This is a genomic window from Devosia sp. Root436 (assembly GCF_001426345.1).
Taxonomy (GTDB): Bacteria; Pseudomonadota; Alphaproteobacteria; order Rhizobiales; family Devosiaceae; genus Devosia.
In genome coordinates this window covers 211797-224250 of record NZ_LMEM01000011.1, presented here as the reverse complement: position 1 = coordinate 224250, position 12454 = coordinate 211797, and the positions used below count along the sequence as shown (strand labels likewise).

The window sequence follows — 12454 nt, the reverse complement described above, 5'->3', positions numbered from 1 at the left end:
CTACGCCCAAGGTTTTCTGGCGATTTGACTTCGGTCAAAAGCACTTCCGAGCGATCGGCTAGGATCCGACTTGTTCCGGGCGATGACCAGGGAACGACAGGAATGGAGATCGAAGATCATGACCGACTGGAACGGCGAACTCACTACCCACACCGGTTTCAAGTTTCGCGTGCGGACCGCTGGTCCGGCCGACGAGGCGGCCTTGCATGGCTTCTTCGAACACGTCACGCCCGAGGATCTGCGATTTCGTTTCCTCACCAGCGTCAAGGAGGTGGGACACGACCGTCTCGCCCAGATGACCGATGTCGATCATCGCCAAGCGGAAAGTTTCGTCGCCTTCGAGAAGGATGGGGGCCCTATCATAGCGACCGCCATGCTCGCGTGCGACGCGGGTCTTGAGACCGGGGAGGTCGCGGTATCCATCAGCGCCGGCTACAAGAACCGCGGCATAGGCTGGGAGCTGCTGAGACACGTGACCCGCTATGCGGAGGCCAAAGGCGTGACGCGCCTCCAGTCATTGGAGGACCGGTCCAACGTATCGGCGATCCAGCTGGAGCGGGAAATGGGTTTTACCGCCAGCGCCTACCCGGGCGACTCCACCTTGGTCCTGCTTGAGAAAACGTTGTCGGCGCCAAGTTGAGACACCGTACCCCGGGGAACCGGATACGCACCGGTGCTCGCTCCATGACGCCAACCGAGGTCGGCCGCTCCGAACCCGGAATTTGATCCAGGACAAAACATGCTTCACCAGCGCGGCTAGCTTGCCTGGACGAGCCGTCAGTGGTCACGATCGTTGCCACCCGGCGTTCAGCGCAAACAGCGCCCAGGCGGGAGTGCAAATAGATGAAGGACATCGTGGTTCATTTGACCGGATCGGAAGAGGACGAGGTTCGTCTCGCCTATGCCGAAACCATGGGAGAGCGCTTCGAGGCGCATTTGACGGGCCTCTATGTCCATATGATGCCCGAGCTCGTGGGCACCTATCTCGGCGGAACGGTCGCAATGGACGAGTTGTTCGAAGCATCCAATGCTCGAGCAACCGAGACTTTGCGGCGGCTGGCAGGGCGCTTCGAGCGCCTCCGCCTCCCCCACGAAGTTCGTCGCCTCGACGTATTGTCGGGAACAGCCGGTCAGGCACTGACCGCGGAGGCTCGGACGGCTGATGTATTCGTTGCCACACGTCCATATGGGGACCCGGCCGACGAAGTCCACATGGAAACGGCCGTCTTGTTCGGTTCCGGCCGAGCCTGCCTGTTCGTCCCTCCGAAGGGCGAAGCCAAGGGTTTTGGAACGATCCTGGTTGCCTGGAACGGCAGCCGGGAAGCGGCACGGGCGGTGGCTGAGGCCATGCCCATCCTCAAGCAAGCCAGTCAAGTCATCGTCGCAGTCGTCCGCGAGGGCGAGGGCGCAGCGTTCGGCGGAGATATCGCCCGTCACCTGAGCCGGCATGGGATTTCGGCCGTGATCTCTACTGTGGACGCGGCGCCGGATGGTCCGGGGCAGACCCTGCTCAACGAGGTTCGCCGTGTTGGCGCCAATCTGCTGGTCATGGGCGGGTACGGCCATTCTCGGTTCCTCGAATGGGTATTGGGTGGCACCACGCGGCACGTCCTGGCGCATGCCGATGTTGCGGTATTCATGGCACGGTAGCGCGGTAGGGCAGACACAATGTTGGGGGAAGCGTGCATTGGGTACGGCCCGCGTTGGGGGCGCTGCCCCTCGCCTTGCCCTGCGCACTTTTCACCATGAGCACCGGCGATGTTCGACGGCTCATCACGATCTTCGGAGTGGGCCGGCTATGGTCCGCGACTCAATTTTCGAGCTGTTGCAGATGGCACGCAGACAATATTGCATCGATACGACCGCACATCATGGTGAGAGAAAATGTCGCCTCCTTATCAATCCGCTCATGACGAAATTCACTTCATTAACCGCTCCGGATGGCTGCGTGCCGCCGTGCTGGGGGCCAATGACGGCATCGTCTCGGTGTCGTCGCTGATCGTCGGCGTAGCGGCCGCGGACCCCAGCCCGGGACCGGTTCTAATCGCCGGGGTGGCCGGGCTTGCCGCCGGTGCCATGTCTATGGCGGCAGGGGAATATGTCTCAGTCAGCTCGCAATCCGATATCGAACGGGCAGACATAGCTCGCGAGAAGCAGGCTTTGATCGACACGCCCGTCGAGGAAGAAGCGGAACTGGCCTCCATCTACGAGTCGCGGGGCCTTTCCCCGACAACAGCTGCACTTGTTGCGAAGGAAATGACTGAGAAAGACGCACTTGGGGCCCATGTCCGGGACGAGCTTGGCCTCTCCGAAGTCCATAGCGCCAATCCGCTGCAGGCGGCGTTGGCCTCGGGCCTGACCTTCACGGTCGCTGCCGCCCTGCCGCTGACTGCGGCAATGCTGGCGCCCGCCGGCACGATTATTCCTGTCGTTGTCGGAACAACGCTGATCTGCCTGGCGGGGCTGGGGGCGCTGGGCGCGCAGGCCGGTGGCGCACCAAAACTGCGCCCTACGGCGCGGGTTCTATTCTGGGGCGCCGCCGCCATGGCCGTAACTGCGCTTATTGGGCGTTTATTCGGGGTAAACGTTTAGGGAGTCGCAAGCTCCGCCGTCGGCACGGCGGCAGATGGGCCGTCTGTCCAGGTTCGGCATATCGAAACTGGTGGAGCGCACCGCTGGCCGGCTCGCAGCCGAGCGTGGCTGGGCCGTCGCACGCGATGGCGACAAAGGGCGCCGGGCGTCGCCTCTCCGGCGCCCGCGGATATTCTCGAGATCAAGGTCGTCTCGCTGCTCGGCAGGCTGGCCGACGCCACGGCAATTGTCAGGGGCGAACGGGGTACCATCGTTCGACAGCCTTGATCGGCGTCAAGAACGGAGAATTCGTCGCTGCTAGGCTCGGTCCTGAGGCAAACATTGCGAGAGAGTGCGGCGATGGATGATCGCATCGGAAATCAGCCCGGCGGGTCCCAGATTTTGGCGAGCCTTACACTATCGTTTCAGGACTTTATCGATGCCATTCCGGCCGGTGCCGTCGTCGTCGATGAGCATGGGACCGTTCTGATCACCAATGCCGAACTCGACCGCCAGTTTGGCTATGAACCCGGGAGCCTGCTTGATCGGTCCGTCGATATGCTCGTCCCGGTCGGGCTGCGCGGTGGCCATGCCGGTCTTCGGTCGCAATACGTCGAGTCAGAGCAAACTCGAACGATGGGAGGCGGGAGGGCCCTGCAGGGGCAACGGAAGGACGGTTCCACTTTTCCGGTCGAGGTAGGGTTGAGGGCGCTGTCGGCTGGCAACGCCCACTTCGTCCTCGCCGTGGTGTCGGATCGCTCAGACCATTTTCGCGCCAGGGCATCGGAAGCCCAGGAGAAGGCCCTCGGCCTGGAACTGGCGCATCAGGAGACGGTCGCGCGCGAAATGGGCCATCGCGTCAAGAACCTTATGGCGACCGTGGCCGCCCTGGTTTCGCTCAGCGCCCGTGGAGCCTCCACGCCCAGGGAGATGGAGGAGAGCCTGCGGGGAAGGATACTGGCCCTCTCCTCGGTGATCGACCTGGCCTTCAACGCGCCGCAGTCTCGATCTCCAACTGCGCTGAGCATTGAGGACATCCTTCAGGCCGTGTTGGCTCCGTTCACGTGGACCCAGGACGAGCGTGCCCGGATTGCGCTGACCGGTCCGGAACTGACCGTTGGTCAACGGCCTTCGGAGGTGTTGGCGCTGGTCTTTCATGAGCTGGCGACGAACGCCATGAAATATGGCGCCCTGCAGCGCCCCGAGGACAGGCTGTATATCGAATGGCGCAAGGCCGACGCCATGCTGAACCTGTCCTGGCGCGAGGAGGTCGGCCAGTTCCATGGTTCCGCCCCTAAGCAGGGCTTCGGCACAACGCTCGTTGCGCGCCTGATCGAGGCCGAATTTGGAGGACGCGTAGAGCGTCAGGTCTCTTCCAGCGGCTGGACCACACAGCTGAACATTCCAGTCGCGTCGCTTGGAGGCTAGCTACGCTTGCAGAAGCCTGCAAGGCCTCCTCAGAGTCCTGGTCATTGGTGCTTGGGGCAGAGATTCCGCGGGGCGTTATGACTTCGCTTCAGTCAGTAGCTCAGCGCCGGCATCGAGATCGGAACGCCGGCCGGCAAGGGTGGTTTTGCGCGCTCGAAAAGCATCCGCAATAAGGTGCGTGAGGTTCTGATGCGGCCTCGTAATGATCGCATCGGCAAGGATGTCGCGTGATGACGCAGGCGAAGCTGCGACTGCCGGTGGATAGAGCCCGCCGGCAGTCCTTCTCCTCGTTCAAGCGATGGTCAGCCGGTCATCGACCATGGTCACGCCCGGAATGGCCCAGGCGGCCTGCTCGGCGATGCGCCGCTCGTACCAGGCTTTGACGTTGCCTTCCAAAATCACCTTGTTGCCGGCGACGTTGACGCGGATGGACTTGGCTTCCAACTCGGCATTGCGTTTGAGCGAGTCCTCGATGTGCTTCTTGACGTCGATCGAGGAGACGCGGGGACGAAGCGCGATCTGGTTGGAGATGCCGATGACGCCGGCAAGGTCGCGGACGGCGTCAGCGGCGCCGGTCTTCTGATAGTTCCAGTCAACCGTACCGGTCAGGGTCACCCAGCCGTCCTGGACTTTTACCTGGACCTTGTCAGCGGGGACGGAATTGCTCCACTTCAGCATGTTGACGGCGCGCTTGGCGATCTCGTCGTCGGAGTTGCCGGCAGTGCCAGGATACCGAACGTCGATTTCGACGGCGATGCCTTTGACCCCCTTCACCCGGGCCACCAGCTTCTCGACGGTGATCTTCTGGCCAAAGGTCGTTACGTGCCCCGTGAGGGTGACAATGCCGTCTTCCACGGCCACGCCAATATCGGCAGCGTCGATGCTGGGCTCGAAGTCCAGCTCGTCAAGAATATCCTGTTTCAGGGTCTTGTCGCTCATTCGAAATCTCCATTGAGTGGGGCGGCTCGCGCCGTTGACGACCCATTCAACGCCTTGCCCGGGCGCGGGGTATTGACGCAGATCAAGCCTGAGATTTGCAGCCGTCAGAACGGCGGCCACGCGACGACAAGCCCCGTGGCGAGTGCCGTCAGGCTGCCTGCTGCCACCATCAGGCCGAGCCGCCACCCACCGAGCACAAGCGAAATGCCGGCCCGGACCAGTGTGTTGACGGCGACTCCAACCATGATCGCTTGACCGGCCGTCTGCAAATCGACCGCATCGCCGCCAAGACGTGCCATCGACAAGGTGACCGCATCGGCGTCCACCATCCCCGATATGGCGGCGACGATTAGCACACCGGCCGAGCCCAGGACGGATCGCAGGTATCCAACCGCCAGCATCACGGCCCCGATGACGGCGCCCAGTTTAAGGGCGGTGCCAATGGCCAGCGGGTTTGATGCGGTCATCAGCGGACTGGTTGGGTCGCTGGGCCCCACCGCCAGAAGCAATGCGCTCAAGCCCAGCACGGCCCCGGCGGAAGCGATCGGCAAGATGATCCCGGCTACCAGCGGCGCGTTGAGCAGCAACGCAATACCGGTGACCCGAGCCATCATGACAACGCCGGCCAGGAGGATGCCGGCAGCCAACAATCGCGATGACTTCGAGTGGTCCCTGCCCACCCTGGAGAGCGCCAGCGTCGTAGCCGTCGAGGAAGCGAGGCCGCCGACTGCGGCGGCCAGCAATATGCCCATGCGATTGCCGAACACCTTCATCGCCACGTAACCGACGAAGGATATCCCAGCAATCAGGATGGTGAGGAGCCAGACCTCGTGGGGATTGATGGCTTTCCACGGATCGATTGTCCGATCCGGCAACAGCGGGAGCAACAGGAATGTCATTGCCAGCAGGATCAGAACAGAGCTGATCTCCGCCCAGGTCAGATTGGCAACCCAGCGGTGCATCTGCTCCCGAAAGGCGAGCAGTGTCGCGGCTGCCACGGCGGCGGCGGCCGAAACACCGACGTCACCGAGAACGGCCAGCGCGCCGAGCAAGAATGTGAGCAGACCGGCGATGACCGAGGTGGCGCTGAGGTTGCTGTCCGTCGTGGCCTCAAGCCAGTGAAAGGCAGCAAACGCGGCCGCATAGGCAACAAAGACCAAGCCGAGGACGACACCACCGGCGCTCAGCGAAACCAGGCCGGCCACGCCGCCCAACAGGCCAGACAGGGCGAAGGTGCGAAACCCGGCAGCGCGCTGATGATCTTCCTCCTCGCGCTGGCTCCACCCCCTTTCAAGACCGACGAGCAGGCCGATGGCCAGTGATACCCCCAGGCGGCTCAAGACTTCTGCCTGCTCCATGGCGCTCTACCGCAGGGCCCGCAAGGCATTGAGAATGACGGCAATGTCGATCGCTTCCTGCAGCAGCGCACCTTGTACGGGAGGCAGGTAGCCGAGGGCCGCTGCAATCATGGCGGCCAACGAAAGCCCCAGTCCCACGAAGACGCTCTGCAACGCGATGCTGCGCGTTCGCCCGGCGATGACAATCGCAGCAGCCAGCGGTTTCAGCTCATCCACCAGCACGACCACTGCGGCCGCCTCCGATGACGCGGCGGTACCGCGCGCGCCCATCGCTACGCCGACGTCGGCAGCCGCCAGTGCGGGTGCATCATTGACGCCGTCGCCAACCATCATCACCGGACCTGCCGCCGCCTCGGCCTCCACCACCGCGATCTTGTCCTGGGGACTGAGATTGCCCAGCGTCAGGTCGGCGCCGATCTGCTCGCCGACAACGCGGGCGATTTCGACCTTGTCACCAGATGCCAGAACGATCCGCCGAACGCCTGCCTGCCGCAGGGCGGTCAGCATGGCAGCGGCGTCGTCCCGTACCCGATCCTCCAGCACGATCACACCAGCGACCTTGCCGTCGACCGCAACGGCCACCGTCATGGCTGCCGGGGCAAGCCCGGCAAGCAGGTCCTCCAGGTCTGTGCCGCCGACCGAACGCTGCACCATGTCTTCGCCGCCAACGACCACCCTCCGTTCTTCCACGGTCCCTGCAATGCCCAGTCCTGGTGTCTCGTCGATCTCGCTCGGTGCCGAAAGGGCAAGGCCACGGCCGGTGGCAGCCTCTATCAGGGCTGCGGCCACGACGTGACCTGAGGCCTGGTCCAGGCTGGCGGCAAGGCGCAGCACCTCGACCTCGGAGAAGCCGTTGCTTGTCCTGATGGCATTTATGGTCGCGCGACCATGGGTGAGTGTTCCGGTCTTGTCCAGGATGGCGGTTCGTATCCGGGCCAGGGTCTCCAGCACGCCGCCGCTCTTGACCAGCACGCCAATGCGGGCCGCGCGCGACATTCCGGAGATGATGGCAACCGGGACCGCCAGGATCAGGGGGCAGGGCGTCGCCACCACCAGGACCGCGAGGGCACGGATTGGGTCCTGCGCGCCAATCCAGGCCGCGCCTGCAATCGCGAGCGTCAATGCCAGAAACCCCATGGCGTAGCGGTCGGCGAGGCGCACCATGGGCGCCTTGTTGCGCTGCGCAGCCTCGACCAGCCGCACGATGCCGGCATAGGTGCTTTCGGCCGCGACGCGGGTGGCGATCAATTCGAATGCGGCGCCAGTCGAGGTGGCCCCGCTCAACACCTCGCCACCGATGGCAATACGCTGTGGCACGGATTCTCCGGTCAGCGCCGACAGGTTGAGCAGGGCGAATGCGCCCGCAACGCGACCATCGACAGGGAGAACTTCGCCCTCGCGGATCAGTAGCCGGTCGCCCGGCACGATCGAGGATATGGGCGTCTCCTCAAGCATCGATCCCCGGAAGCGCATCGCGGTGCGGGCAACCCGTCCCAGCAGTGCCGTCATCTCGCGACGCGCCCGGCCTTGAGCGAAGCTTTCGAGCAGCTGGCCTCCGGCATACATCAGGGCGACGACATTGCCGGCAAGCGGCTCCCCGAAGGCCAGGGCTGCCGACATCGATAAAGCCGCCACGACATCGAGGCCGACATCCCCTCGACGCAGGGAGGTAACGATCTGGACGAACAGGGCCATCAGTACCGGCAGCGTGGCGATGGTCCATGCGGCTCGAGCCATTGCTTCCAGCGCGTTCCACCAGAAGGTGGCGCCAACCGCCAGGCCAAGCATCGGGATGAAGACCAGCAATAGAGGAGACAGGCGCTGCATCACACTCCTTGGGCCCGCTCTACTTGAGACTACGAGGGGTTGGAGCGGTCAGGCCGCGCGCTTCCAGTTCACGTTTTATGGCTGGAGGCATGTCACGGCAACTGCAATTGGCAGCGTGCCTGATGTGCCAGGTCAGGCGCTCGTCCAGCGTCGCGCCTCTTGGCAGCTTGTTGAGCGCATGCCATTCGCGATTGATCGCCACGGACCTCTTCCCACCTACGAATGCATACGAGCAGCCGCGCGAAAGTACTTTCGCGCGGCTGCAACCAGTTCGGCTTCGCTGGGGTGGTCCATCGGCTCGAGGGCCCAGATGCGCTTGGCGATCGCGGGAAAGCGATCGTTCAGGTGGCCGGCCAGTTCGGTCCTCGCTCTGCCGGGGCCGACGATCATGATGGCCTTGGCCTGCCCAAGCGCTTGCGCCACCTCGTCCAGGAAATCGTGGCTCATGGGATCGGTGCCGATCCTCACGTGATCGGCCTTCCGGTGGATGTGATGCTTCGGTCCCCCATCGACGACGACGTGCTTTTCGGCATCGTGGGTGGTGATGCCGAAGATTTTGGCTTCGTTGTGGTCGATCCAGACACAGTAGTAGTGCACGTGAAGGCTCCTCGAGCAGGGTGGGTGGGCATGGTTCGAACCATAGGCCGCAACCGGGCGCTTGTTTTGATCTGGCGCAAGTCGCAGCGGGCGAAAGGCAAACGGACGCCTGCTCTAGTGAGACAAAAGGATCGGCAACCTGGGCGCGTGCGTGACCGTGCGGGTCGCGCCGCCAAGGATGAATTCCTGCAATCGGGTCCGACCGTAGGCGCCCATCACCAGCAGGTCGGCCTCCTCGGCAACTGCAACCGCCTGCAGGGCGTCACCGATCGGAGAGCTTCCGCGTTCCCTGTGCAGGTGTCGGTTTCTTATGCCATGGTGGTCGAGCAATGCCTGTATTCCGCCAATGCTCAGAGGGTGGATGTTTTTGTCGTCGCCAATCGTCACGATCGAAACCAGATCGGCCAGCGGCAGAATGGGCAGGGCGTCGCGCAGTGCGCGGGAAGCGGCTCGGCCCCCGTCCCAGGCCACGACGATGTTGAGGGGGACAGCACGCCTTTCGGCAACCGGGACGGCCGCTGCCAGCGGGACGAGAATGACCGGGCCCCCGGAACCGAAAATGAGCGTCTCGTTGTCGGCTTGCCGCTGCGGATCGCCACCGTCCTGCACCACGATAGTCAGATCATGGGAACGCGCGTATGGGAGCAGCCCCTCACCGAATGCTTCGGGTCGGCACCGCACTGTGCTGACATCTACCTCGATGCCGAGGCCTTGCGCGCGGTCTCGAATCCACCGGTCGGTCTCCACTGCGCGCTGGCGGCTGTGCGCCTCGGCCTCGGCCGACATTCTCGACAGCCCGAGCAATGCTTCTCCGAGCGTGCTGCTGATGGGGGCAATATCCACCTCCTGCGCAACGGCTGTCACCTTGGCCCCCAGTCTGAGCGAAAGACTGAGAGCGTTTCCAAGGCCGACTTTGGATGTGGGATCCGGATAGGTTGCAATCGGCAGCAGGACGTTCGTGCTCATCGCTATTCTCCCGTGACCACGGCGCCGATGGGGCCGCCCAGACGCCGTGCATCACGCGCCGCCCAGTGACCAATGACGGCGACAGTCGCCGCACCAAAGCCAAAGATCAGGATGAGCAGCGTGATGAGCCAACCCAGGAAGGGGATTGTCCCCAGCAACGCAGCCGCGACTAGTGAGATCGCAAGCACACCCAGGCGCTTCAGATTGGTGTCGACGCCGATAAAGGCACTGGCGATCCGGACCCCAATGAGGAATGCGCCCCCGACAAAGGCCAGGCTGCAGGCGACGACGGCGAAGATCACGACGAATGGCAGCAGGAGAATGCCAACGAACGTCATGGCCATGACAGGGACGAGACCTAGAACGGCTGCGAAGGCGAGAAGCCCCAGACCAAGGTTGCGGAAAGGGCGCCTTTCAGCGGCAGCCTGCAATGCCCCGACCGACTTGGGGAGGAGAGCGATCAGGCCCGCGCCAACCAGCACCAGCACCAGCCACCAGGCTGCTACGGTCCAGAACACCGGCCAGAAGCGGCCAAAAACACTACCAGCCGTCTTGCCAGCCTCCGAGACATAGTCGGGTGAATCCAGCAGTTCGAACCGGACGCGATCGGCGGAGGCGACGGTGCCAGGCACAGCGACCTCCTTGGGCGCCCGGATTTCAACCGTCCCGTCGACACGTGCGCCAGGTCCAAAGACAAGGTTCTCGCCATAAAAACTGAAGTCACCGGACACCACTGCGTCCAAGGTGAACGTTTGCGCTGTTACCAGGGCCGAACCGGCAACGGGAGCGCCCAAAGTGACGGTCGCGCCTGCAAGCCGGGCGTTGCCTGAGACGGGAGCAGTCTCCTTGACGGTGATGGTGTTGGCAGCGGCGGTGAGATCGCTCCCTACCGCACCGGTGACGCTCACCGAAAAACCAGCGGCATAAACATCGCCGGAAACATCGGCGTCCACATCGACGTCGTAGCCTGCCAGGTGCGCATCACCGGAAACGGCCCCAGACAGAGTCACATCGTTTCCGATCGCGAAGGCATCGTGCTGAACGGGCGTCGCAATCGAAGTGACCTGACCGGCGGCAAACTGGTCGCCGCCGAAGGCGAGTTTGGCTTCGTCGGCCCAGGCAATTGGGCACGAGGCTGCCAGAAGGCCGACTGCGAGAGCTGGCAGGAGCGTCTTCATCATTTTCAGTCCTCCATTGTGTGGGAGGCATTCATGGCACCTCGGCCAAGCGACATATTGATCCGTATCAATCGGTCGGAGTGCCCGAGACGAGAGGCCGTCGGGGAGTTGATGTAAGTCAAACTCGGGTCGCCCCGGAGCGGTATGCTGGGGACTTGTCATCAGGAGACGAGCAATGACCGAAGACCCCAAGACGACCTGGAAGACGTTCACCGAGGAGATCGAGGTCACCGGGCATCAACTGGTTGAGCAGGTCACGCGCTTGCTCGCTGAGGGCAACGTGCGTCAGCTTCAAATTCGATCGGAATCAGGAGATGTCTACCTGTCCGTGCCGCTGACAGCCGGTGCCATCGTAGGGGGCGTCATGGTGATCGCAGCACCGTGGCTGGCGGTCATCGGCGCGATAGCCAGCCTGGTAGCCAAAGCGAAGATTGTGATTGTGAGAGTGACGCCGCCATCGGACGATGACATTGGGCCAGAAAGTGGTGGACCCCCCTTGGGCGGCGACTGATGCAGGGGGGGCGCTATGTCGCTACCGCGGTCGGTCGGCAGTACTCCCGTGAACTCAACTACTCCGCGAGGCAGCGAAGCCCCGTCCAATCGAGGACCTCGATCTGACTCAGCATGGGGAGACGGATCAGCTTTGCGTCCTTGAATGCTTTCAGCACGCGCGACACTGTTTCGAAGGTGAGGCCGAGATAGTCTGCGATGTCGCTGCGCTGCATGGACAGGTCGATGAAGCGATCCGCATCCTGTCGATCATGCAGGTCGATAATGAACACTGCCATCTTCTCGGCTGCGTTCATTCGTCCCAGGAGCAGCAAATGGTCCTGGATGCGGGCCATCGTCCGCAGAGCAATCGTCAGAGCGCTTTCGCCAAGTCCTGCGTCGGAATTGGGTCGAAGGAGCCGGATACCGGTGCTGTCAACGCTTTCCGCATAGTTCAGATGCTCCCCGCCAGGCTCGAAACCGAAGACTTCGCCGGCAAAATGGAACGTGCTGATCTGCCGACGGCCATCAGCCGTCAAGCGGCAAACCCGTACGGTTCCGAACTCCACCAGATAGAGTGGTCCGCTGGTATCGCCGTGCGCATAGATGGCCTCGTTCGGTTTGTAAAAGGACACCGCGCAGGGGCGGGCATTCGCCAGCAGCGATCGAACCACGGGGTCGGAGTGGGTCGCGGGTGCGGACACATGCGAAGAAGAGGGATGTAGCGACTGGATCTGCATGGCCATGTCCTCGGTTTTGATGGACAGAACCTGACCGAATTCTTCTGACGGGAATATTCCGGTACGACTCCTAGGGGAGTTACTTAGTGCCCCTACCGCCACTCCGCACCGACCGAAGTGCCGCCTCGACGGCAGCGATCAGTGGCTCTCCGAGAAGGGGTTTACGTACCACGCGAAAGACAAGACTTTCGAGCCATGGCGATGAACCGCCAGCGAGCAGGATGATTGGCCCCAATTTGGGCTTGAGCTCGATCACAAGGTCAGGCCGCGGGATCGCCTGGTGGTCCAGGACTGTGCAGTCGAAGGTCTCCGACTTGGGATAGCTGCTGATGTCGGGTCGGGAAGTCACCACATATCCTGC

General features: G+C 63.1%; 13 protein-coding genes. 5 read left to right on the top strand and 8 right to left on the bottom strand.

Annotated elements, in window-relative coordinates:
* Positions 1–118 precede the first annotated feature (118 nt).
* From ASD04_RS12205 to ASD04_RS12190, 4 genes are all read left to right on the top strand, one after another.
* Positions 119–640: a GNAT family N-acetyltransferase gene (locus ASD04_RS12205; RefSeq protein ID WP_082531180.1), complete on the top strand. Its 522-nt coding sequence runs from the start codon at positions 119–121 to the stop codon at positions 638–640.
* A gap of 203 nt (positions 641–843) precedes the next feature.
* Positions 844–1650, top strand: a complete 807-nt coding sequence (locus ASD04_RS12200) for a universal stress protein (protein WP_056257170.1) — start codon at positions 844–846, stop codon at positions 1648–1650.
* 234 nt (positions 1651–1884) lie between these two features.
* A complete protein-coding gene (locus ASD04_RS12195; RefSeq protein WP_056257167.1) occupies positions 1885–2592 on the top strand; it encodes a VIT family protein in 708 nt (235 codons plus the stop codon).
* 339 nt (positions 2593–2931) lie between these two features.
* Entirely contained in the window at positions 2932–3999 is a 1068-nt protein-coding gene (locus tag ASD04_RS12190) for an HWE histidine kinase domain-containing protein (RefSeq protein ID WP_156461228.1), read from the top strand.
* 291 nt (positions 4000–4290) lie between these two features.
* Here the strand turns inward: ASD04_RS12190 and ASD04_RS12185 are convergent, their stop codons facing one another.
* The 7 genes from ASD04_RS12185 to ASD04_RS12160 all read right to left on the bottom strand — a co-directional run bounded on the left by ASD04_RS12185 (position 4291) and on the right by ASD04_RS12160 (position 10867).
* On the bottom strand, positions 4291–4938 hold the full coding sequence (locus ASD04_RS12185; protein WP_056257163.1) for a BON domain-containing protein: 648 nt from the start codon (positions 4936–4938) through the stop codon (positions 4291–4293).
* 104 nt (positions 4939–5042) lie between these two features.
* Positions 5043–6296 carry an MgtC/SapB family protein gene (locus tag ASD04_RS12180; RefSeq protein WP_056257161.1) on the bottom strand — a complete coding sequence of 418 codons (1254 nt, stop codon included), beginning with the start codon at positions 6294–6296 and terminating at the stop codon, positions 5043–5045.
* A gap of 6 nt (positions 6297–6302) precedes the next feature.
* Positions 6303–8123, bottom strand: a complete 1821-nt coding sequence (locus tag ASD04_RS12175; RefSeq protein ID WP_056257158.1) for a heavy metal translocating P-type ATPase — start codon at positions 8121–8123, stop codon at positions 6303–6305.
* A 19-nt stretch (positions 8124–8142) separates the two neighbouring features.
* Positions 8143–8325 (bottom strand): hypothetical protein, encoded by a 183-nt coding sequence (locus ASD04_RS19615; RefSeq protein WP_082531178.1) that lies wholly within the window; start codon positions 8323–8325, stop codon positions 8143–8145.
* Between the two features lie 14 nt (positions 8326–8339).
* A complete protein-coding gene (locus ASD04_RS12170; RefSeq protein WP_056257154.1) occupies positions 8340–8720 on the bottom strand; it encodes a hypothetical protein in 381 nt (126 codons plus the stop codon).
* Between the two features lie 114 nt (positions 8721–8834).
* A complete protein-coding gene (locus ASD04_RS12165; protein ID WP_056257150.1) occupies positions 8835–9686 on the bottom strand; it encodes a universal stress protein in 852 nt (283 codons plus the stop codon).
* Between the two features lie 2 nt (positions 9687–9688).
* Positions 9689–10867 carry a hypothetical protein gene (locus ASD04_RS12160; RefSeq protein WP_056257148.1) on the bottom strand — a complete coding sequence of 393 codons (1179 nt, stop codon included), beginning with the start codon at positions 10865–10867 and terminating at the stop codon, positions 9689–9691.
* 172 nt (positions 10868–11039) lie between these two features.
* Between ASD04_RS12160 and ASD04_RS12155 the strand changes: the two genes are divergently transcribed.
* A complete protein-coding gene (locus ASD04_RS12155; protein WP_056257146.1) occupies positions 11040–11375 on the top strand; it encodes a DUF4342 domain-containing protein in 336 nt (111 codons plus the stop codon).
* A gap of 58 nt (positions 11376–11433) precedes the next feature.
* On the opposite strand, the gene ASD04_RS12150 is transcribed toward ASD04_RS12155, so the two are convergent.
* Complete coding sequence (locus ASD04_RS12150; protein ID WP_082531204.1) at positions 11434–12093, bottom strand: helix-turn-helix domain-containing protein; 660 nt, start codon at positions 12091–12093, stop codon at positions 11434–11436.
* Positions 12094–12454 lie beyond the last annotated feature (361 nt).

Excerpts from the sequence above, each read along its gene's own strand:
- ASD04_RS12205 (WP_082531180.1), top strand. The coding sequence starts at position 119 with ATGACCGACTGGAACGGCGAACTCACTACCCACACCGGTTTCAAGTTT.
- ASD04_RS12200 (WP_056257170.1), top strand. The coding sequence starts at position 844 with ATGAAGGACATCGTGGTTCATTTGACCGGATCGGAAGAGGACGAGGTT.
- ASD04_RS12195 (WP_056257167.1), top strand. The coding sequence starts at position 1,885 with ATGTCGCCTCCTTATCAATCCGCTCATGACGAAATTCACTTCATTAAC.
- ASD04_RS12190 (WP_156461228.1), top strand. The coding sequence starts at position 2,932 with ATGGATGATCGCATCGGAAATCAGCCCGGCGGGTCCCAGATTTTGGCG.
- ASD04_RS12185 (WP_056257163.1), bottom strand. The coding sequence starts at position 4,938 with ATGAGCGACAAGACCCTGAAACAGGATATTCTTGACGAGCTGGACTTC.
- ASD04_RS12180 (WP_056257161.1), bottom strand. The coding sequence starts at position 6,296 with ATGGAGCAGGCAGAAGTCTTGAGCCGCCTGGGGGTATCACTGGCCATC.
- ASD04_RS12175 (WP_056257158.1), bottom strand. The coding sequence starts at position 8,123 with ATGCAGCGCCTGTCTCCTCTATTGCTGGTCTTCATCCCGATGCTTGGC.
- ASD04_RS12165 (WP_056257150.1), bottom strand. The coding sequence starts at position 9,686 with ATGAGCACGAACGTCCTGCTGCCGATTGCAACCTATCCGGATCCCACA.
- ASD04_RS12160 (WP_056257148.1), bottom strand. The coding sequence starts at position 10,867 with ATGATGAAGACGCTCCTGCCAGCTCTCGCAGTCGGCCTTCTGGCAGCC.
- ASD04_RS12155 (WP_056257146.1), top strand. The coding sequence starts at position 11,040 with ATGACCGAAGACCCCAAGACGACCTGGAAGACGTTCACCGAGGAGATC.
- ASD04_RS12150 (WP_082531204.1), bottom strand. The coding sequence starts at position 12,093 with ATGCAGATCCAGTCGCTACATCCCTCTTCTTCGCATGTGTCCGCACCC.